Below are 18,116 nucleotides of genomic sequence, written 5' to 3' on the forward strand. Positions count from 1 at the left end.
ATGAGTGTGTTTTTATGTTTATATAAGAAAAATGGCAATGATAAAGGACATGAGACATTTTAACCGGCCATACAGAGAGGGGAGGCGCGGCTGAGACCTTCCCGGCACGAAGAATGAGCTTACCGCCTTTTGAGCTGTATCGGTGAACGAAAGCAGCCGATACCGTATAGCTGCGTTACGGCAAAAATGAGCCGTCACTTAAAGTGGCGGGAATTTGGGTGGAACCGCGGGTCTGACACACACTCGTCCCTTTCTTTGGGATGAGTGTGTTTTTTATTTTATTAAAAATAAAGGAGAGATCAGACCGTGAAGAAGCCACACATTGTGATTACTTTTCCTGATGGAAAACAAAAAAAATACCGGAAAGGCGTTACGTTAGAAGAGATCGCTCAATCAATCAGTCCGAGTCTGAAAAAGGCGTCTGCCGCCGGAAAGGTAAACGGATCGTTATATGACTTTAGAAGAAGCATTCATAAGGATGCGGCGATTGAACTGTGCAGTTTTCAGTCTGAAGCAGGACTGGAAGTGATGAGACACACAGCAGCACACGTATTGGCGCAAGCGGTAAAACGTCTGTATCCGAAGGTTTGTTTAGGGATCGGACCCGTTATTGACAATGGCTTTTATTATGACTTTGATATGGATGAAACGATTACTGAAAAAGACCTGGCCGTCATTGAAAAAGAGATGAACCGAATCATTTCGGAAAATCCGGAAATTATCAGAGAAGAAATCCCCAGAGAAGAGGCAGAGCAGCTGTTTGCTCATGAACCGCTGAAGCTTGAGCTCTTAGCGGGTATTCCGCAGACTGATACAATCAGTATATACCGCCAGAGCGAATTCATTGATTTATGCCGGGGTCCGCACTTGGCGTCTGCCGGACAGATAAAAGCTTTTTCGCTCACTCATGTATCAGGGGCTTATTGGCGCGGCGACAGCAACCAAAAAATGCTCCAGCGCATCTATGGGAAAGCATTTTCCTCAGAAAAGGAGCTGAACAGACATTTTCAGCTGTTGAAAGAGGCGGAGATGAGAAATCATCGGAAATTGGGAGCGGAGTTACAACTTTTTATGTTTTCGGAAGAGGCGCCGGGTATGCCTTTTTATCTGCCGAACGGTCAGTTTATCCGAAACACGCTTGAATCATTTCTGCGTTCAAAGCAGGATGCCTATCATTATCAGGAAGTGCGTACCCCTATGATGATGAACCAGCGTCTTTGGGAGCAATCCGGCCACTGGGATCATTATAAAGAGAATATGTATTTCTCAGAAGCCGATCATCAGCGCTTTGCGTTAAAGCCGATGAACTGCCCCGGCCACATGCTCATATTTAAAGAAAAGCTTCGTTCTTATCGTGATCTTCCGATTCGGATGGCTGAGTTCGGTCAGGTGCACCGTCACGAATTCAGCGGGGCGCTTAATGGCCTGCTCCGCGTCAGATCTTTTTGCCAGGATGACGCACACATTTTTGTAACGCAGGATCAGATCGAGAGTGAAATCGCTTCGGCGCTGCAGCTGATTCACGAGGTGTACACCGCATTTGGTTTTTCCTATGATATTGAGCTGTCAACAAGACCGGAAGATTACATGGGAAGCGAACGCTTGTGGAACAGGGCTGAGAGCGCATTAGAAAAAGTATTAAAAGAACAGGGATATCGTTTTCGGTTTAATCGGGGAGATGGCGCATTTTACGGACCGAAAATTGATATTCATATAAAAGATGCGCTGAACCGGAGCCATCAATGTGCCACTGTCCAACTGGATTTTCAAATGCCGGAGAAATTTGATTTAACATATATTGATGAAAAAAACCAAAAAGTCCGTCCTGTTGTCATCCACCGGGCGGTATTCGGATCTCTCGACAGATTTCTCGGAATCATTACAGAACATTTCGGGGGAGCGTTCCCTTTATGGCTTGCACCGGTACAGGCAAAAATCATCCCAGTATCAAACACCGCACACCTGGACTGCGCAGAACAGGTGCACTTGCAAATGAAGAAAGCGGGTATCCGGGCTGAGCTCGATCAGCGCGATGAAAAACTCGGCTATAAAATCAGAGAAGCACAAATGAAAAAAATACCGTATATTGCGGTTGTGGGGGATCAAGAGTGCCGCCATCAATCTGTACATGTACGGCAATACGGGCGGGAAGACACATTTGAAGAGAATGTGAGTGATTTTATGTCCCGGATCATAAGAGAGGCAAAACAAAAAATAGAGATTGAAGAAAAACAACATTGACATATCGTAAAATCACGATATAATAAAGCGTATGAAACCTATTGATGTTTTTAAAGCGTTGTCTAATGAGTCACGGCTTGAGATTTTACAATGGCTGAAAGAGCCGGACCGTCACTTCGCCCCGCATGATGGCATTGATATGAATGAGATCGGAGTATGTGTCAGCCAGATCACCGATAAGCTTCAGATGACACAGTCAACGGCGTCTCAATATCTTTCCATTCTTCAGCGGGCGGGCCTTATCCAAACAAAACGGATTGGCAAATACACCTATTATAAAAGAGATGAAGAAGCGATAAAGGCGATGGCCGATTATTTTCAGCGCGAAATGTAGGGCTGAATCCTTTAGAAGAGGGATTCAGTTTCTTTTTCCGACTACACATCGACATATTGCGATTTGTTTCTGTTTGTTCAACTCTTTATATCGATATATCACAATATATCTTTATATAAATCATCAATGAAGGAGTGTGTCAGGTGCAAAATACCTGGAAGATTTACATTTTGGCAATTATCAGTTTTTTAGTGGGGACGTCTGAATATGTGATATCCGGGATGCTTGATAAAATTGCAGGTTCCTTGGGAGTTACTGTGGCAGCGGCAGGGCAGCTGATTACGATTTTTTCACTTGTTTATGCAATCGGAACGCCTGTCATGATGGCCCTTACAGCAAAACTGGACAGAAGGAAGCTCATGATCTATGCTCTGGGGCTGTTTGTTATCGGGAATATCATTTCTTTCCTTGTGCAGGGATTCGGCTTATTTGCGGGAGCACGGGTGATCATGGCGCTTGGAGCAGGAACTGTGGTGGTCACCGCGCTTACGATCGCAGCAAAAATCGCTCCCCCGGGAAAACAGGCAAGTTCTCTCGCAACCGTCATTATGGGGTTTACGGCGGCGCTCATTATCGGTGTTCCGATCGGAAGAACCGTGTCTGAAGCTTTCGGCTGGAAGGTGGTTTTCGCCGGAATTGCGGCAATCGGAATCATTGCCATGCTTATTATACGTTTCGCGCTGCCTGAGATAAAAGGAGATAAACCGGTGCCGCTCATTCAGCAATTTTCTCTTTTGAAGAAACGAAAGGTGGCTGTCGGGCTGGCCATTACGTTTTTTTGGCTCGGAGGCTATTCGGTTGCGTATACGTACCTTTCTCCGTATTTACTGAACGTCACTCATATCGGCAGCGGAATACTGAGTACATTGCTGCTTATTTTCGGTGTTGCAAGTCTTGCCGGTTCTAAAGCAGGCGGTTTCAGCGCAGACAAATGGGGGGCGCGTATGACATTAATCGGCGGAATGGCGCTTCATGCTATCATGCTCATGTTATTGCCGTTTGTCACATATTCTGCTTTCGGAGCGGCGGCAGTGCTTATATTTTGGTCCTTCGCCGCCTGGTCATCTGGGCCTGCTCAGCAGTATCATTTGGCAACGATGGAGCCTGAATCATCGGGTGTATTACTTGGCCTCAACCAGTCTGTGATGCAGCTGGCTATGGCAGCCGGGGCGGGCATCGGGGGCATTGTTGTCACTCATCTGTCTCTTGCGTCAGTGACATGGATCGGATCAGCGGGTGTTGTCATCGCGATGTGCGGCGTGCTTTCGCTTGCATCATTAACGTCTGAAAAACCCTCATCTGAATACAGTGCAGAAGAAACAAAAGCCTCATTTCTCAGCTTGAGAAACGAGGCTTTTTATCTTGTTATTTTTTATAATTTTTCAAGTTTACGCCGATTGCGGCTCCGTTTCGGCTTGAGTCGGCAACTCCGGTGAAGGTGCCGTTTTCACGGTCGATCAGGATGCTTTGCACATTACCGATATCAACCGGGCTGCTGCCGAATTTATGCCCCATTTCGTTCAGTTTTGTGCGGGCTTCTTCCGGCACTCCTTTTTCATATCGATAGGATGTCATGCTGTTTGTGTAAATTCTCGGCTCTTCGACCGCCGCTTTCAGATCCATGCCGTACTCAACTTTGTTCAGGATCGTTTGCAGGACGGAAGAAATGATCGTTGCTCCGCCGGGGGAGCCGACAGTCAGGACTGGTTCGTTATTTTTGAATAAAATAGTCGGAGTCATGCTGCTGAGCGGACGTTTATTCGGCTGCACTTCATTTGCGCCGCCAGGCACCGCATCGAAGTCTGTTAACTCATTATTCAGCACAACGCCGTATCCGGGAACCATAATGCCGGAACCGAACAGCTGTTCAATTGTTGTCGTATAAGATACGACATTGCCGAAGCGGTCGGTTACCGTGAAGTGAGTCGTTTGACCTTCCTGTTTGTCAGTCGGCTGCTCCACTTGTTTATAGTTTGCAGAACCTTCCTGATAGGACCAAGGATCGCCGGCTTTCGGTTTTTTATTGACTTTATCAATATCTATCAGCTGTCTGCGGGCATTGATATAATCTGGATTCAAGAGACCTTTGAGAGGGACGTTGACGAATTCTGGGTCCCCGGCAAATGCGGCGCGGTCAGCATAAGCCAAATGCATCGTTTCTGCGAGAAGCTGATATTTTTGCCAAGAACGGATATCATATTGAGAAAGCTTAAAATCATCCAGGAGGTTCAGCATTTGCAACAGGAAAACACCGCCCGAGCTTGGAGGAGGAGCAGTTGCGATATGATAGCCCTGGTAATCTCCCCAGATCGGTTCGTCAATCGTCACATTGAAGTTTTTAATGTCTTTTTCTGTCATTGAGCCGCCGAATTCCTGCACTGTTTCTGCAAGCTTTTTGGAGAATGCACCGTCATAGAATGCTTTTGTGCCTTTGTACTTAATAGCTGTAAATGTTTTGGCTAAGTCTTTTTGGATGAGTGTGTCTCCTTCTTTCAGAGGTTCTCCGTCCGGAAGAAACACGTCTTTTGCAGCAGTGTGTGATAATTTGTCTTTATAATCTGAGATGGCATCAGCTAAAACCGAATCGATCGGAAAGCCTTTTGAGGCAAGTTTAATGGAAGGGGTGATGAGTTGTTTCATGGAGCGTGTGCCCCATTTGTCTAGCGCTTTTTCAAGTCCTTTTAATGTTCCCGGAACACCGACTGCAGTCCCTTTCGTAACGCGTTCGGAGAAAGGAATGGCTTTGCCGTTTTCGTCAAGGAACATATCCGGTGTTGCGCCTGCCGGTGCGCGTTCCCTGCTGTCGATAATGGTGGTGTCTTTCGTCTTCGCATCATAAACCATCATAAATCCGCCGCCGCCGATTCCAGACATCATAGGTTCAGTTACGTTTAATGCGAATTGAATGGCAACCGCGGCGTCAATTGCATTGCCGCCTTTTTTCAGCACGTCGGCACCGATTTGTGAAGCGAGAGGATGGGCGGTGGCAACCATGCCGTCTTTGCCGACATCTACCTGTTTGTAGTCGTCATAGGAAAACGGGTGTTTCTTAGCCTGAGCGTGATAAGGGATGCTTCCGGCCGCGAGCAAAGTACTGAGCAGAACGATAAAACAGAGATTCATAAACTTTTTCTTTTTCATAGTCTGCCTCCTTTGTTTTCCGCTTACAATTATAGAGTAAGTAAAATGTGCTGTTTTCACAAGTGACAAACGGAATAGTCCGGTGTGCAAAAAGTTGGGGTTTCTGTGTGAATGTAATCAGTCGCAAATAGGCTAAATGGGAAACCGGACTGAAAAAGCTGTGAAACAAGCATAAAGACAAAAAATAAGCTACAATAAACAAAACAGAATTCACTCATATGACATATGAAAGGAACGTGAGCCATGTATTTAACGATCAAAGAGACAGCTGAGTTTACCAGTCTTCCTGAAGAATATGTGCACAATCTTGTTTTGACGAATAAAATAAGAGCCGTCCATGACGGGCAGCAATATTTAATCAACAAGGAACAATTTCAAACACATCTCGAGCAGCTGGAAAAATATAAGGAAATGATTCAAGAGTTTTTAAATGAGCCGCTTCCTGAGGACATTGATGTAAAAGATGAAGATTAGGACACAATTTCATATTGTGTCTTTTTTTTTTCACTTTTTTTCGGTTGCTCACAAAAAACGGATGCTCAGATTTCATTTTAAGGCCTATGTTTTCATTTTTTAATACCTTGAGTCTCTATTTGTTTAAAAGCTTGTCAACGGTCTGAAAATGATGTTTTTGAGGAATTCGTTGAAGCTGCGTATCTGATTCACCTTATGTAACACTATGTATATTATGTTACATAAGACCCTTTATCCTTTATCATTCAACGGGTTTCGGTTATAATAGTAACATAATGCTCAATATGTTACTTTACCAATTATAAGGGGTTTTTTGATGCATATCGTACAGCCGATCCGAAGTTTGGAGAAGATCCAGGAAGTCAAACAGTATTTAATGAAAAAAAGTGATCGTGATTATTTTTTATTTATTTTCGGCATGAACAGCGCACTGCGGATTTCAGATGTTCTGCCGCTTCGCGTGAGGGATGTAAGGAACAAAGACCATGTGTGGGCAACCGAAAGCAAAACGAGAAAGAAAAGAAAAATTCTGATACTGGAGTCTTTAAAGGCCGACATATACGCTTATACAAAAGACATGAAAGAGGATGACTATTTGTTTAAATCGAAACGGACGAATAAGCCCATATCCCGGATTCAGGCATACAGAATATTAAAGGAAGCGGCTGCCGCTTGCGGGTTGGAGGAAATCGGGACGCATACGCTTAGAAAGACGTTCGGGTATCATTTTTATCAGAGGACAAAAGACATTGCTGAACTGCAGAGGATTTTGAATCATTCTTCTCCGTCTATTACAATGCGTTATATCGGAATAGATGAAGATACGACGAGAGCCGCCTATAAAGTGTTCGGAGGGCTGTAGACTTGAAAAAAACGGCCGCCAGCGTTACTATAATAGAAGCAGGCTCTAGTAGCACAGCGGATAGTGCAGCAGTTTCCTAAACTGCAGGTCGGGAGTTCGAATCTCTCCTAGAGCGTTTTCCGCATAAGATAAGTGCAGATTAATAATGGCGGTAAAACAGAAAAACCCTTGTCACACAAGGGTTTTCGTCGTTTTTGCAAGCTTTTTATTTTTGTGAGAATCCGCTGAAAAACGATGCGATTTTATTTTTTTTTGCACATTTTTTGCACATTTCTATACAGATGTTTTCACGTCAGGCATTTTTTCAAATAAATCAAGGGTGTTTTGGGTGTCTTCTTCACGTAGTTCTTTAATTACATGTGAATAATAATTATGCGTGGTATCTATCTTAGCATGTCCTAAACGCTCTGAGACATAATAAATTGAAATCCTCTTGTAGAGTAACACGCTGGCATGTGTATGTCTCAACCCATGTATCGAAATTGGTTCTATTTTCAAGTCAGTCAATGTCTTTTTCAATATTTTGTTGACAAATTCGTTAGTGATGACTTTTCTAGAACTGCGAGGACTATAAAATACAAGATTATGTATGTTATCAGGCATTTCGGATAACAACTTTTTGAATAAATCCATTGTATTAGAATCCATTTTAATGGTCCTATTTGAAGACGCATTTTTTGTCGTAGCAAAACCCGTTCCTTTTTTATAATCCCAGGTTTTGTTGATTGTAATCTCATTTAATTCAAAGTTGAAATCCTCGAGTGTTAATCCCAACATTTCAGAAAAACGCATTCCTGAAGTGAGGGCCAGTATTAATAAATAATATCCGATAGACTGATCCTTGCGCACATATAATTCATTTAAAAGCTTTTGACTATCAACATAATTCAAGTGTTTTTCTTCCGGGCGTTTTGATTCCACGCTTCCAATCAATTTTGCTTTCCTGGTAAAATCAAACTGAATAATCCCTTCTTCAATTGCCTCTTGCACACAAGCTCTAATGTGCGTATTTATTTTTCTAACAGTTTCTTTTGCGTGTTGAGATCCAAACTTATTTAAAAACTCTTGATATTCTCGTTTAGTGATGTCATTGATATATCTTCCTGCAAAATTCTCTGAAATTTCTCTAAGTGTAATATAGTAACCTTCACGAGTGATGGCACCAATATCAGCTCTATAAACATTTACCCAACTTTTAAAGTATTCATCAAAGAGGACTTTTTTTGTGCCCGGCGTTTTATATTTCCTCAATTTATCTTCAACCTCTGCGGCAGCCACTTGAGCTTCCTTCTTAGTTTTAAATCCGCCTTTCCTGATGGGCTTGGGTTTAGCGCTAACGCAATACTGCCACGTTTTACCGCGTTTTAGGAAACTAGCCATTTCATTCACTCCTATAGGGGGAACTTTAATTCTCCAATAATAGGATAGCACTATCTTAATTTATTTAAAAGATTGTTTCAAATAAGGCTTTTCGCTTAGTTAACCATTGTAAAATAAGGTATAATAAGTATTGAGAGGAATAAATTATAACGTAAAAAATCAAAAAATTCTAAATCTTATCGCCATCGTTCGACAAAATTTTCTTTGTGATTATGTTAAATTTGAGGTGAAAAGGTGATCATATGGAATCAGTAGCAACTAGAGATATAAGGATTCATATAAAAGAATTGATAAAGTCATCCAATGAAAAGCAGAATATGATTGCTGCAAAAATTGGGATAAGTGAAGGTTATTTAAGTAAGTTTCTCAGTGGGAAAGAGATAAACTTTTGGATGGTTCGAGAGATCATAAGGTATCTTGACCCGGATAATGAAACTGAACTGATAAAGCAATATTGTTTAAACGGAGTTAAGAAGAAGAATTATCCTGCAGCATTAGAATATTGTTATGCCAAGAGACTCTTTTCAGTTATAGAAAACTTAATTGATAGGCAAATTAAAAAAGAGGGTAAGATCAGTTCGTGGTCTGGAATCTATAAATTCATGTTGGAATACAGATTGTCACTTGGAAGCTCGGAATATATTGAGAAACTTAACGACCTCAAATCAGATTGTCATGATACAAAAACACTACTTCTTGTCTTAGAAATGTATGCTAATTACCAAAGCAGAAAGTATGAATTAACAATTGATAAAATTGGAACGATTCAAAAGAATATCAATATGATATCTGATCCGTTTCTAAAAATGGCATTCTCTGCTCGTTTAGAAGAGGTTTCTGTGAATCTGTATTTGAAGCAGGATAATGCTGTTTTTAAGGCTAGGGAAGTTGCTCACTCTCTTCGTGAGAAAAACCTTAGTGTTAATTTAAATTTGACAGCATTGTACATATTAGCGTTGTCCTACATGAACGAATCTTATTTTCTATCTTATGAATACTATAAGAAGTGTATTCAACTGCTCAGCACTTTTCCAGACAGAAAAAAAGAATTAGTTCAGAATAAAGAAGAAATAGCCATCCTGCAAGCATTTTGGGATAAGGAGATTCCGGAAGATTATCAGGTGACTACTTTTGCTAAGTCACTAGCGAAAAAGGATTCATTGAGTTCTTTTTATCAGCATGATTTTTATAAAAGCTACGCGCTGCTTTTTGACGGAATTAGAGAAGAGTCATCAGAAAAGTTGCTGTTATCGCTTTACTTTTTTTCACAGCAAAAAGATCAATTTCGTTCTAATCTTCCAAAAATATACTTGATAAAGTTAGGATTTAATTTTAATATTTAGTAACAGGAGGTGTTTTAGATGAAAAAGATGTCAATAGTCTTGATCTTGGCGTTCGGTATACTGACTGCAGAGGCCATAAATGGTTCATTTGACCATTCAAATGCAGAAGGTGAATTCCAAACAGCCGAGATTATAGTAGGCGCATAATTTCATCAACACCCTGAAAAGTAGATACAGACTTAAAAAAAGACGATGCCTTTGTTGGCAACGTCTTTCGTGCTTTTTGGGGAAGTTTCCTGTTTTCAAAAAAAACGAAAACAGGAAATTGTTTAAAAACTATTTTTTTTAATTCTTTTTTAAAATATAATATACAGGAACAAATGTTCTTTCGGAGGTAACAAGAAAATGACAATTGTATTTGAAGAACTTTTAACTATTATCAAACCGAATAACAAAAACCAGCAAAATCAATCTTCGGCTAAGTCATCCAAGAATTTAGCCTTAGATTCACGGTAAGACTTTAGGGCGTTAAGCATAAATTCTCTTTCATCTTCTGTTATTATATTGCCTTCATTATCAATAATGTTTGCTTTCTTTATTACATCAAGAGTTAAATTCCTTGCAAATACTAATTCTTTTTCTTCATCGCTCATTTTATTTAATTCATCTTCGTCTGTTGCGAAGTATGAAACATCGACATTAAAATATTTTGCAATTGCGTTTAATTTCTCATAAGAAGGTTTTTTTATTTTATCTCCTGCTTCAAGTTTCGAGAGATACCCCTGCGTTACACCTGTTGCATCGGCGAGTTGACGGAGAGTAAGCTTTTTTTGCTTTCTTAATTTTGCTATATTCCGTCCAATAATCTTATTTTTTTCCATCAGAAAGCAATCACCTTTCCACTCAACAGATTTTGTTTTTTACTGTAGTAATATTATAACATGCATTGTTTCCGATAGGATAAAAATTCATAAATTAGGGGTTTACAAAGCTATAGGCAAGGTGATATATTGAGTTTGTAATATTCCTGTAGGAATAATAAAGGAGGGGAAACATTGGACAGCAATATGCTATTTGGTGAAAAAATCAAAAAAATTCGCAAAGAAAAAAACATGTCATTCAATGAATTTGCTAACTTTACAGGGTTTACTACCTCCTATATCTATAAGTTAGAGAATGGAAAAATAAATCCAACTTTCAAAAGCATTAACCAATTCTGTAAAAAACTAAATGTACCTGCAGGATATTTTTTTAATCAAAAAGTTTCTTGTAGGAATATTGAGGAGGGCAAATAATTTGGAACAACTTCTTGATGTTAGCCTGTCAATTCCGATCCCTGCTGACAAAATTCTCATCAGTAGGGTGGAGCTTCAGGAACTAAGAGAGCAATCACTGTCCGGCGTCTATTGGAACATGAAAGACCTTGAGAAAAAGACAGCGCGCAAAAGCGAGTGGATTAAAGAAAACATTTTATACCCAAGTCGGTTCCGCAAATTTTTAGATTCAGCAAACGGGGGTTTTGTATTTTATCCGCAAGCTAAAGGGCAAAACTGGAGCTTTCAAGCTTCTAAAATGGCTGCCTTTTTAGATAAACACTTTGCTGAGATTTTCAACAAATAATCGAAAGGAGAATACATGTGATTTTAGAAAGCCGCATCTGGCTACATAATCAAATTCACGTAGTTATAAGTGAGTCTGTTAATACTCATGAAAGGGCTATTGCCGAACTAAAAGCTCAAGGCGGCGCCTGCATGTCTGATCAATGTCAGCAAAACACCCTCGGCTCTGTAATTGTAAACGGCAAACGGTCTGTATGGCCTTTGACGAAGGCGGAAGGAGTTGATCCTATTGTCTGAGGTTAAATGGATCAAGTTAAGTACCAAGATGTTCGAGGATGAAAAAATCAAGCTCATTGAGCAAATGCCAGAGTCAGACACGATCCTAATTATTTGGGTTAAACTCCTTGCTCAAGCCGGTAAGACCAATGCATCAGGTTACATTTACCTAAATCAGAATATCCCGTATACAGATGAAATGCTGGCAACTATTTTCAACAGGCCTTTGCCAATTGTTAGAATGGCCCTCAACACCTTTCAACAATTCGGAATGATTGAAGTTGACGAAAATAAATTTATTTCCATCGCAAATTGGGAGAAACATCAGAACGTCGAAGGTATGGATAGGGTAAGGAAATTAGCTGCGGAAAGAAACAGACAATACAGGGAACGAAAGAAGCAATTGCAGCTTTCTGCACCAGAAAAAGAGAATGACGTTAGCGTGACGTCACGTGACGGTGCAGATATAGATAAAGAATTAGATAAAGAAAAAGAATTAAAAGATATATTGTCGGGTAAACCCGACGACGCATCTTCTTCCAAAAACGAAAAGGACGAGATTCCTTACAAACTGATCATTGATTTACTGAACAAAGTAGCGGGCAAACGATACCGACCTACTACACCAAAAACAAAAAAAGACATCAAGGCACGCTGGAACGAAGGTTTTCGCTTTGAAGATTTTAAACATGTCATTCTAGTAAAAACTGAGGAATGGCTCAATGATCCTGCTATGAATAGATTTTTGCGCCCTGAAACATTGTTCGGTACAAAATTTGAATCTTACCTAAATCAAAAAGGAGGATCAGCGAATGAAGGATTTTACAAAGGAACAAGCGGCCGCAGTCCAGGGCGAAATATCTCGGAGGATGACATTCCATACTGATGAGCACGGCAATCCTGTTTACTGCGATAAACACACCCGGATTATCGGTGGAGAAGAAAAGCCGTATCCAGTTCAGCTCATTAAACTTCGGGATGGCTCTGCAAAGTGTCCCATGTGCGAACGGGAACAGCGCAATAAGGAGATTGAGCATGAAACCGAGGAATGGCGCCGCCGGATGGATCAAAAGGTTTTATCTATGTATTCACTAATCGCTGATCCCACACTCAAAGAAGCGACGTTCTCGACATTCCAAAGTTATAACCATGAAGACGAGCGGAACAAGCGCCGGATGATGGAGCTTGTTAAGCAAGTGAGGGCAGGAGCCGTCATGAATATCTTCTTAACGGGTGAATCTAACGCAGGAAAAAGCCATCTCGCTATGTCAGCCATTAAAGAGCTGAACAAGAGGGACGCAGAAGGATACGCTAAATCAGCGTTGTTTGTAAACAGTGACGCCCTTATGAGGCGAATAAAGAACTCATTCAAGGACAGCTCTGAAAGGCTTACGGAAGCTTTTGCGATCGAACTGCTGACAAGGGTTGATTATCTTGTCATTGACGATCTCGGGGCCGAGGTGGGCGACACAGACAACGAAAACAGGGCGGCAAATGATTTTATTCATCGCGTATGGTACGGCGTCTCTACGGGGCGACAAGGCAAATTCACGATCGTTACAACTAATCTATCCGGCGTGGCTCTGACTAAACTTTATGACAAGAAAGTCGTAAGCCGGCTCACGGCACACTTGGAAACAGTCAAATTCGAAGAGAAGCAGAAGGAAAGAAAAGGCCGTACTGCGCCCGCCCTGTCCTTTTAAGGAGGTGAAAACAGTTGATACAGGCAATCATGCCCGGCGTGCTGCAGATCGTCCCTGAACGCAAATTAACGGATGACCAGCGCAAAAAAGAAATAGACGAGCTTATCAAGATTCTTGATCAAAAAATAGCAGACTATCAGAACTTTAGGGGGAATGCAGTGTGAAACACGGGAAGCGCCCGACGCGCGCACAGAAAAATGTCATTAAGGCAAACGGCTTAAACCCGAATAACTGGCTTGTAAGCAAAAATCTGCAGCATGAACACCGGCTTATTATCGTTCATCGGAATACAGGAACGGTCCGGAGGTGTTGGGCATGAGTCAGGCGGTCAATGCTGAACCGTTCGAACTGGCTTTGGAGGATATGAATTATGAATGGTCAATGGTCCAGCTAAAAAAGGTCGTTCAATACTGGCATGATGGGAAATCAATTCTTGATATGTCGGAATTATTAAACAGAGATTCGGATGAAATCATTTTGCTGGTCATGGACTTTGCAAGAAAAAACATCCTGCCCGCCCGTAAAAACGGCTTACGCGCTAACAAAAGAATTAGAATATCCGAGAAAACGATGAAAGATAAAATGTACCGACTACGCTATTTGTTTGAAGAAAGCCCGGTGTATATCCCTTTTCAGGACCTAAACTTCATGTTTTATGACAGTGAAATCAGGCGTTTCCGGGAGCTGTGGGCGGCAGATGAGTCTTACCTCAACATAGCAAAAGAGCTGAAACGGAATGAAGATGAAACGTTATTCCTTATCATCGACCAAGCAAAAAGAGACCTCATTGAGCCTCGGGAATCCGGCTTGCTCGGAAAGGAAGCGTCAGAAGATGAACGCAACAAGCAAAAGCTTCCATTTTGAAAAAGCAACCGTCCAGCAACTTATGGTCATCGTGCGATATGAAGACTGTACCCCAGAGGTAAGGAACGCGGCTTTACAAATGCTGATTATGAAGGGAGTGGCAGACGTTTGGGACAGGCAGAACGAAAGCATTTAATGGAATGGCTTTTGCTTATCGGCTCTTATGGCAGAGATTTTTTAAACCGCCAGACAGATGAAGAGCTTGAGCGCTTATATAATCTTCAAATCAAAGGTATGAACAAAGAATAGGAGGACAGCACCATGACAGAAAACAAAAACTTGCGTCAGCACGGCGAGGTTACAACACGGGTGATGAGCGAAGAAGAACGCGTTGAGTATATAAAAAAACACCCAATCATTTCGACGGAAAAACCAAAGGTTGGCATACAACTATTCCCGTCAAACTATTGGATGTAAGGACGGCCGCTAAAGCAACCGCCACTGTATGAATAATAAAACCTAGACACTTTTATTATACCATACGGAGGCTTTGAACATGCAGCCAAAACATATATCACTCAATCAAAATACAAGTGTTTCTCAATTTATTGAGCCGGGGAAGGTGTCTGTCATCGTGTTAGACGGCAACCAAAACGCCGCATATGTCGTTGAGGCACCGGAACACGGTAAAACAATCATTCAAACAGTAAAAGGCGGTCTGGCTCGTTGTGATTACGAGATCGGCCATAAATTCAATTAGCAGGGGTTTTCCCCTGCGGGGGAGGAACGGAAAATGTATCGAAACGAAATTGCCCGCAAGTGTGAACGCTGCGGAAAAATATATTATTCAGCTCATTGGGTTGTATGTAAAACATGTCTTTTAGACCGGGAGGCCCGGGCATGAAAGAATTCAAAATCAACTTATCAAAAGGTGAAGTTTTATATACCGGCTCTTACATTTGCACCCTTTCGAAAACGGCGGCCAGTGCACCTGAGCAAATTTCTTTAGAAGCAGCAGCCGAAAAGCTCGCGGAAGAATTAATCATGCAGCAGGCTATGAATCGGGAGCACCAGCGGCAGCAAGATATTGCGGCCAATCAATTCCGGCAGGCACAGAAAGATATTAAGTTGCTGCAGGCGGAGAACAAGCGTTATAGAAACGCATTAGAATTTTACGCTGATGACACGACATACACAAATGAATTTGAAGACTGTCCGCCCGCTATTGATATGGATTGGGGCGCCGTTGCGAAAATAGCATTGGAGGGGGCTGCGGAATGAAAATTACAGTAGACAAAAAAGTGAAGAAGTTCTATCTAGCCTTTAGTAATACACGTAAGCCAAAGGATGGCAAATGGAAGCCGGCGGTTGGCCATGAAATTCAAGTTGGAAAATACCGTTTCTGCGCGATTCCAACTTTCGATCATATTAACGTGTCAGAGGTAACAACCGGACTACAGATTCTTAAAATTCCGATGACCCCTTCAATCTATCAAAAGACACTCGACAAAGAAGACACACTGAAACTTTTTGAAAGTGTCGGTGAGGATTTAATCAAAATCATTAAAAAGCAAAGTGCGGCTGATCTTGATAAAAGTCTTATTGAGAAAAGAAGAATCATATTCAGCATGCTTGGCGAAATGCCGCCGATTGAAGTTTTTGACATGGAGGGTGCTGCAAAATGATGCCATTACAAGTAGAACTGCAACGGAATGTGAAGGCCACGAAGGACGAAGCAATGACCGTCGAGCAGGCGGCCGAGCTTTTAAAGGTTCACCCGGACTACATCCCGACGCTTGTCGCTCGGTCTGACGATCTGAAAATGATCGGCGATACCATTATCGCTAAACGGGATAAAACAAATATTTGGCTGGTCGGGGCATGCGTGGGACTCATCTTCTTCACTATCTCCGTGTTGCCGGGAATGTTGGGGTGACGGGATGAAAAGTATTGAATTGTTCGCCGGCATTGGGGGGATCGCTCTTGCCGCTGAATGGGCCGGCGTTGAGACGGTAGCATTCTGCGAGCGTGAACCCTTTTGTCAAAAGGTATTAAACAAAAATTTCCCGGGCGTACCTATCTTCGATGATGTATGCACCTTGAATAGACAGCTTTTAGAAGAAAAAGGAGTGATTGAGCCAGGTGGAACAATTGACATTATTTCAGGGGGATTCCCTTGCCAGCCTTACAGTATTGCCGGGAAGCGAAGAGGCACGGAAGATGACCGCGACCTCTGGCCGGAAATGTTTAGGATCATCAAAGAGCTTAGACCCACTTGGGTTGTTGGTGAAAACGTTGCTAACTTCGCAAACATGGAACTCGACCGCACGCTATTTGACTTGGAAAGTGCGGGTTACAAAGGGCAATCGTTTATTATACCGGCTTGTGCCGTCGACGCCAAACATCGAAGAGATCGAACTTTCGTTGTTGCCTACTCCGACAGCTTCGGACGGCACAACAGGCAAAATAATAGGGAAGAACGACAATTTCACAATCAACTCATCGGGAACGCTACGGAAGAGGACAGGCAACGGAACAGACGGATCAATAGGCCTGGGGAGGTATGTTCAGTTTTTCCCGACCCCGCAGTCAAGAGATTACAGATCGGGAGACAAGCCCAATTCGAAACGTGCACAGAGGAAGACGGAGCAGGGATGGAGTCTCAATCTAAACGATTCTGTGATGTGGCCCACTCCGAGAACAAAAGGGATGTGCGGCGGCACGGGATCTTTTCAAACGATGTGCGAACTACAGGAAAAGGGAGTTATTTCAGAGCAGGAACGGAAACAGATGACGGCGGGCAATGCTGGGCAACTGAACCCGACGTGGGTCGAGTGGCTCATGGGGTTCCCGATCGGGTGGACAGAATTAAAGGATTAGGAAACGCGGTTGTGCCGCAGCAGATTTACCCGATATTTAAGGCAATTATGGACCAGGAGACTGCATCATGATCGAATACCATTGCCCGGACTGCGATTATAAAAAACTTGATTTAGAAATCCGCGCAGATGCCCGCTGCCCGCATTGTGGGCGCTGCATGGGCGTTGAGGAGGAAATAGTGTGACTTTACTTGATGACATCGGCTTCACAGAGGAGCAATATCGAGAGCTTCATGAACGCGGTATGTCTGACACGGAAATAGCGAGAGAGGAACTGCATTGCTCTCCATCCACTCTTTCTGTCTGGAAAAAGGCTAACGGCATAGTAATCCAGAAACCGTATCGCCTGTTCACTCTGGCAGAATGGACGGAGCTTCGTAACCAGAATTGGACACACTTCCAAATTGCACAGCATTTCGGTTTCGAATGTATTGATACTTATTTCTATCATGCAAGAAAAATAGGCATTCCGCGTAAACGGAGAAGGGAGAAAGTTGAATCATGAATCTACAAAAAATGTTCGAAATGCAAAAGGTGCTTGATGATCGGATCATCAAAGAAAAGGGGCTTGAGGGGCAGGACTTGCTACCGAACCTCATTCTTGCTCTACAGGTCGAGCTTGCCGAGTGTGCGAATGAATGGCGCGGCTTTAAGCATTGGAGTAATAACCAAAAGCCAAGAACAAAAGTATCAACAAATGTTGGTGCGAATCCTGAAAACGCAGCCTTTTTCCGTTGTGAAAATCACTATTGCGGAGAAAATTTAAACAAAGATGATTTTAAACACTTATTAGATCCGGATTATGAAATATGTCCTGTTTGTAACGTGGGTGATGTAACGGCTTTTCGTGATAAAAACCCACTACTTGAGGAATACGTGGACTGCCTACATTTTGTCTTGAGTATTGGGAATCGAATTGGATATGCACACGAAAATTTAGGGAAGTGGACTGACTTCACTATTGTAAACCAGTTTAACCACTTGTTTGGATATGCATCGGACTTATATAAAGCAATACATGAAGATTGGTTTGAAGAAAAGTTATTTGATACTTACGATGAGTTTTTTGCGGGTTTTATCGGTCTAGGTAAAATGTTTGGGTTAACGCATGAACAAATTGAAGCGGCTTACATGGACAAAAACGCCGTCAATCATCAGCGGCAGCAGGAGGGCAAATGAA

26 protein-coding genes, 1 tRNA gene and 1 other annotated feature are annotated in these 18,116 nt (G+C 42.2%); of the genes, 24 read left to right on the forward strand and 3 right to left on the reverse strand.

Annotated features, from left to right (window positions below; all coding sequences use genetic code 11):
- Nucleotides 1–28: 28 nt before the first annotated feature.
- Nucleotides 29–254 (forward strand) — a binding site (T-box leader).
- A gap of 52 nt (nucleotides 255–306) precedes the next feature.
- The 3 genes from thrS (at nucleotide 307) to OVA33_RS14825 (ending at nucleotide 4,011) form a co-directional block, all read left to right on the forward strand.
- Nucleotides 307–2,241 carry a threonine--tRNA ligase gene (thrS, locus tag OVA33_RS14815; RefSeq protein ID WP_025650406.1) on the forward strand — a complete coding sequence of 645 codons (1,935 nt, stop codon included), beginning with the start codon at nucleotides 307–309 and terminating at the stop codon, nucleotides 2,239–2,241.
- A gap of 31 nt (nucleotides 2,242–2,272) precedes the next feature.
- Nucleotides 2,273–2,575, forward strand: a complete 303-nt coding sequence (locus tag OVA33_RS14820; RefSeq protein ID WP_007407355.1) for an ArsR/SmtB family transcription factor — start codon at nucleotides 2,273–2,275, stop codon at nucleotides 2,573–2,575.
- Between the two features lie 143 nt (nucleotides 2,576–2,718).
- Nucleotides 2,719–4,011: an MFS transporter gene (locus OVA33_RS14825; protein WP_017417936.1), complete on the forward strand. Its 1,293-nt coding sequence runs from the start codon at nucleotides 2,719–2,721 to the stop codon at nucleotides 4,009–4,011.
- On the opposite strand, the gene ggt is transcribed toward OVA33_RS14825, so the two are convergent.
- A complete protein-coding gene (gene ggt / locus OVA33_RS14830) occupies nucleotides 3,941–5,716 on the reverse strand; it encodes a gamma-glutamyltransferase (RefSeq protein WP_017417935.1) in 1,776 nt (591 codons plus the stop codon). The genes OVA33_RS14825 and ggt overlap by 71 nt on opposite strands.
- Before the next feature lie 243 nt (nucleotides 5,717–5,959).
- Here ggt and OVA33_RS14835 point away from each other — a divergent pair, with 243 nt between their 5' ends.
- From OVA33_RS14835 to OVA33_RS14845, 3 genes are all read left to right on the forward strand, one after another.
- Nucleotides 5,960–6,190, forward strand: a complete 231-nt coding sequence (locus OVA33_RS14835) for an excisionase family DNA-binding protein (RefSeq protein WP_003153848.1) — start codon at nucleotides 5,960–5,962, stop codon at nucleotides 6,188–6,190.
- Between the two features lie 316 nt (nucleotides 6,191–6,506).
- Nucleotides 6,507–7,052: a site-specific integrase gene (locus OVA33_RS14840; protein WP_003153850.1), complete on the forward strand. Its 546-nt coding sequence runs from the start codon at nucleotides 6,507–6,509 to the stop codon at nucleotides 7,050–7,052.
- Between the two features lie 42 nt (nucleotides 7,053–7,094).
- A tRNA-Arg gene (locus tag OVA33_RS14845) sits at nucleotides 7,095–7,167 on the forward strand.
- A gap of 158 nt (nucleotides 7,168–7,325) precedes the next feature.
- On the opposite strand, the gene OVA33_RS14850 is transcribed toward OVA33_RS14845, so the two are convergent.
- Nucleotides 7,326–8,432 (reverse strand): tyrosine-type recombinase/integrase, encoded by a 1,107-nt coding sequence (locus tag OVA33_RS14850; RefSeq protein WP_024085448.1) that lies wholly within the window; start codon nucleotides 8,430–8,432, stop codon nucleotides 7,326–7,328.
- Nucleotides 8,433–8,674: 242 nt separating this feature from the next.
- Between OVA33_RS14850 and OVA33_RS14855 the strand changes: the two genes are divergently transcribed.
- Together OVA33_RS14855 and OVA33_RS14860 are read left to right on the forward strand one after the other, a co-directional pair.
- Complete coding sequence (locus tag OVA33_RS14855; RefSeq protein ID WP_065180850.1) at nucleotides 8,675–9,775, forward strand: AimR family lysis-lysogeny pheromone receptor; 1,101 nt, start codon at nucleotides 8,675–8,677, stop codon at nucleotides 9,773–9,775.
- A gap of 18 nt (nucleotides 9,776–9,793) precedes the next feature.
- The gene (locus OVA33_RS14860) at nucleotides 9,794–9,922 is read left to right on the forward strand and encodes a hypothetical protein (protein ID WP_257986730.1); all 129 of its coding nucleotides are present in this window, start codon (nucleotides 9,794–9,796) and stop codon (nucleotides 9,920–9,922) included.
- Nucleotides 9,923–10,182: 260 nt separating this feature from the next.
- Here OVA33_RS14860 and OVA33_RS14865 read toward each other — a convergent pair whose 3' ends face one another.
- Nucleotides 10,183–10,596 (reverse strand): helix-turn-helix domain-containing protein, encoded by a 414-nt coding sequence (locus OVA33_RS14865; protein ID WP_038458336.1) that lies wholly within the window; start codon nucleotides 10,594–10,596, stop codon nucleotides 10,183–10,185.
- A gap of 174 nt (nucleotides 10,597–10,770) precedes the next feature.
- On the opposite strand from OVA33_RS14865, the gene OVA33_RS14870 reads away from it, so the two are divergent.
- The 16 genes from OVA33_RS14870 to OVA33_RS14945 all read left to right on the forward strand — a co-directional run bounded on the left by OVA33_RS14870 (nucleotide 10,771) and on the right by OVA33_RS14945 (nucleotide 18,115).
- Nucleotides 10,771–11,010 (forward strand): helix-turn-helix domain-containing protein, encoded by a 240-nt coding sequence (locus tag OVA33_RS14870; protein WP_051590111.1) that lies wholly within the window; start codon nucleotides 10,771–10,773, stop codon nucleotides 11,008–11,010.
- Between the two features lies 1 nt (nucleotide 11,011).
- On the forward strand, nucleotides 11,012–11,335 hold the full coding sequence (locus OVA33_RS14875; RefSeq protein WP_038458333.1) for a DUF771 domain-containing protein: 324 nt from the start codon (nucleotides 11,012–11,014) through the stop codon (nucleotides 11,333–11,335).
- A 228-nt stretch (nucleotides 11,336–11,563) separates the two neighbouring features.
- A complete protein-coding gene (locus tag OVA33_RS14880; protein WP_038458327.1) occupies nucleotides 11,564–12,436 on the forward strand; it encodes a phage replisome organizer N-terminal domain-containing protein in 873 nt (290 codons plus the stop codon).
- Nucleotides 12,420–13,253 (forward strand): ATP-binding protein, encoded by an 834-nt coding sequence (locus tag OVA33_RS14885; protein ID WP_065180861.1) that lies wholly within the window; start codon nucleotides 12,420–12,422, stop codon nucleotides 13,251–13,253. The genes OVA33_RS14880 and OVA33_RS14885 overlap by 17 nt, the downstream gene beginning before the upstream one ends.
- A 14-nt stretch (nucleotides 13,254–13,267) precedes the next feature.
- The gene (locus OVA33_RS14890) at nucleotides 13,268–13,417 is read left to right on the forward strand and encodes a hypothetical protein (RefSeq protein ID WP_015387914.1); all 150 of its coding nucleotides are present in this window, start codon (nucleotides 13,268–13,270) and stop codon (nucleotides 13,415–13,417) included.
- Nucleotides 13,414–13,572 (forward strand): DUF6906 family protein, encoded by a 159-nt coding sequence (locus tag OVA33_RS14895; protein WP_015387915.1) that lies wholly within the window; start codon nucleotides 13,414–13,416, stop codon nucleotides 13,570–13,572. Before OVA33_RS14890 ends, OVA33_RS14895 begins: the two co-directional genes overlap by 4 nt.
- Nucleotides 13,569–14,117: a hypothetical protein gene (locus OVA33_RS14900; RefSeq protein WP_065180849.1), complete on the forward strand. Its 549-nt coding sequence runs from the start codon at nucleotides 13,569–13,571 to the stop codon at nucleotides 14,115–14,117. The genes OVA33_RS14895 and OVA33_RS14900 overlap by 4 nt, the downstream gene beginning before the upstream one ends.
- A 108-nt stretch (nucleotides 14,118–14,225) precedes the next feature.
- A complete protein-coding gene (locus tag OVA33_RS14905) occupies nucleotides 14,226–14,366 on the forward strand; it encodes a BH0509 family protein (RefSeq protein ID WP_015387918.1) in 141 nt (46 codons plus the stop codon).
- 12 nt (nucleotides 14,367–14,378) lie between these two features.
- Complete coding sequence (locus OVA33_RS14910) at nucleotides 14,379–14,534, forward strand: hypothetical protein (protein ID WP_164461509.1); 156 nt, start codon at nucleotides 14,379–14,381, stop codon at nucleotides 14,532–14,534.
- Between the two features lie 79 nt (nucleotides 14,535–14,613).
- Nucleotides 14,614–14,817 (forward strand): XtrA/YqaO family protein, encoded by a 204-nt coding sequence (locus OVA33_RS14915; protein ID WP_024085436.1) that lies wholly within the window; start codon nucleotides 14,614–14,616, stop codon nucleotides 14,815–14,817.
- Nucleotides 14,818–14,957: 140 nt separating this feature from the next.
- Nucleotides 14,958–15,338, forward strand: a complete 381-nt coding sequence (locus OVA33_RS14920; RefSeq protein WP_017417264.1) for a hypothetical protein — start codon at nucleotides 14,958–14,960, stop codon at nucleotides 15,336–15,338.
- Nucleotides 15,335–15,742, forward strand: coding sequence for a hypothetical protein (locus tag OVA33_RS14925; RefSeq protein ID WP_101605419.1), 408 nt, complete (start codon nucleotides 15,335–15,337; stop codon nucleotides 15,740–15,742). The genes OVA33_RS14920 and OVA33_RS14925 overlap by 4 nt, the downstream gene beginning before the upstream one ends.
- Nucleotides 15,739–15,993, forward strand: coding sequence for a YrzE family protein (locus OVA33_RS14930; protein WP_083058894.1), 255 nt, complete (start codon nucleotides 15,739–15,741; stop codon nucleotides 15,991–15,993). Before OVA33_RS14925 ends, OVA33_RS14930 begins: the two co-directional genes overlap by 4 nt.
- 4 nt (nucleotides 15,994–15,997) lie before the next feature.
- Complete coding sequence (locus OVA33_RS14935) at nucleotides 15,998–17,008, forward strand: DNA cytosine methyltransferase (RefSeq protein WP_083058892.1); 1,011 nt, start codon at nucleotides 15,998–16,000, stop codon at nucleotides 17,006–17,008.
- 109 nt (nucleotides 17,009–17,117) lie between these two features.
- Nucleotides 17,118–17,441 carry a hypothetical protein gene (locus OVA33_RS14940; protein ID WP_063636455.1) on the forward strand — a complete coding sequence of 108 codons (324 nt, stop codon included), beginning with the start codon at nucleotides 17,118–17,120 and terminating at the stop codon, nucleotides 17,439–17,441.
- Nucleotides 17,438–18,115: a dUTP diphosphatase gene (locus OVA33_RS14945; RefSeq protein WP_063636454.1), complete on the forward strand. Its 678-nt coding sequence runs from the start codon at nucleotides 17,438–17,440 to the stop codon at nucleotides 18,113–18,115. Before OVA33_RS14940 ends, OVA33_RS14945 begins: the two co-directional genes overlap by 4 nt.
- Nucleotide 18,116 lies beyond the last annotated feature (1 nt).

Source organism: Bacillus sp. KICET-1, from assembly GCF_027721405.1.
Classification (GTDB): domain Bacteria; phylum Bacillota; class Bacilli; order Bacillales; family Bacillaceae; genus Bacillus; species Bacillus velezensis.

What these genes read in the sequence shown, in the direction of transcription:
- OVA33_RS14930 (WP_083058894.1), top strand. Translation starts at nt 15,739, where the DNA reads ATGATGCCATTACAAGTAGAACTGCAACGGAATGTGAAGGCCACGAAG.
- OVA33_RS14860 (WP_257986730.1), top strand. Translation starts at nt 9,794, where the DNA reads ATGAAAAAGATGTCAATAGTCTTGATCTTGGCGTTCGGTATACTGACT.
- OVA33_RS14820 (WP_007407355.1), top strand. Translation starts at nt 2,273, where the DNA reads ATGAAACCTATTGATGTTTTTAAAGCGTTGTCTAATGAGTCACGGCTT.
- OVA33_RS14920 (WP_017417264.1), top strand. Translation starts at nt 14,958, where the DNA reads ATGAAAGAATTCAAAATCAACTTATCAAAAGGTGAAGTTTTATATACC.
- OVA33_RS14850 (WP_024085448.1), bottom strand. Translation starts at nt 8,432, where the DNA reads ATGGCTAGTTTCCTAAAACGCGGTAAAACGTGGCAGTATTGCGTTAGC.
- OVA33_RS14840 (WP_003153850.1), top strand. Translation starts at nt 6,507, where the DNA reads ATGCATATCGTACAGCCGATCCGAAGTTTGGAGAAGATCCAGGAAGTC.
- OVA33_RS14855 (WP_065180850.1), top strand. Translation starts at nt 8,675, where the DNA reads ATGGAATCAGTAGCAACTAGAGATATAAGGATTCATATAAAAGAATTG.
- OVA33_RS14935 (WP_083058892.1), top strand. Translation starts at nt 15,998, where the DNA reads ATGAAAAGTATTGAATTGTTCGCCGGCATTGGGGGGATCGCTCTTGCC.
- ggt (WP_017417935.1), bottom strand. Translation starts at nt 5,716, where the DNA reads ATGAAAAAGAAAAAGTTTATGAATCTCTGTTTTATCGTTCTGCTCAGT.
- OVA33_RS14915 (WP_024085436.1), top strand. Translation starts at nt 14,614, where the DNA reads ATGCAGCCAAAACATATATCACTCAATCAAAATACAAGTGTTTCTCAA.
- OVA33_RS14910 (WP_164461509.1), top strand. Translation starts at nt 14,379, where the DNA reads ATGACAGAAAACAAAAACTTGCGTCAGCACGGCGAGGTTACAACACGG.
- OVA33_RS14835 (WP_003153848.1), top strand. Translation starts at nt 5,960, where the DNA reads ATGTATTTAACGATCAAAGAGACAGCTGAGTTTACCAGTCTTCCTGAA.
- OVA33_RS14945 (WP_063636454.1), top strand. Translation starts at nt 17,438, where the DNA reads ATGAATCTACAAAAAATGTTCGAAATGCAAAAGGTGCTTGATGATCGG.
- OVA33_RS14885 (WP_065180861.1), top strand. Translation starts at nt 12,420, where the DNA reads ATGACATTCCATACTGATGAGCACGGCAATCCTGTTTACTGCGATAAA.
- OVA33_RS14900 (WP_065180849.1), top strand. Translation starts at nt 13,569, where the DNA reads ATGAGTCAGGCGGTCAATGCTGAACCGTTCGAACTGGCTTTGGAGGAT.
- OVA33_RS14865 (WP_038458336.1), bottom strand. Translation starts at nt 10,596, where the DNA reads ATGGAAAAAAATAAGATTATTGGACGGAATATAGCAAAATTAAGAAAG.
- OVA33_RS14925 (WP_101605419.1), top strand. Translation starts at nt 15,335, where the DNA reads ATGAAAATTACAGTAGACAAAAAAGTGAAGAAGTTCTATCTAGCCTTT.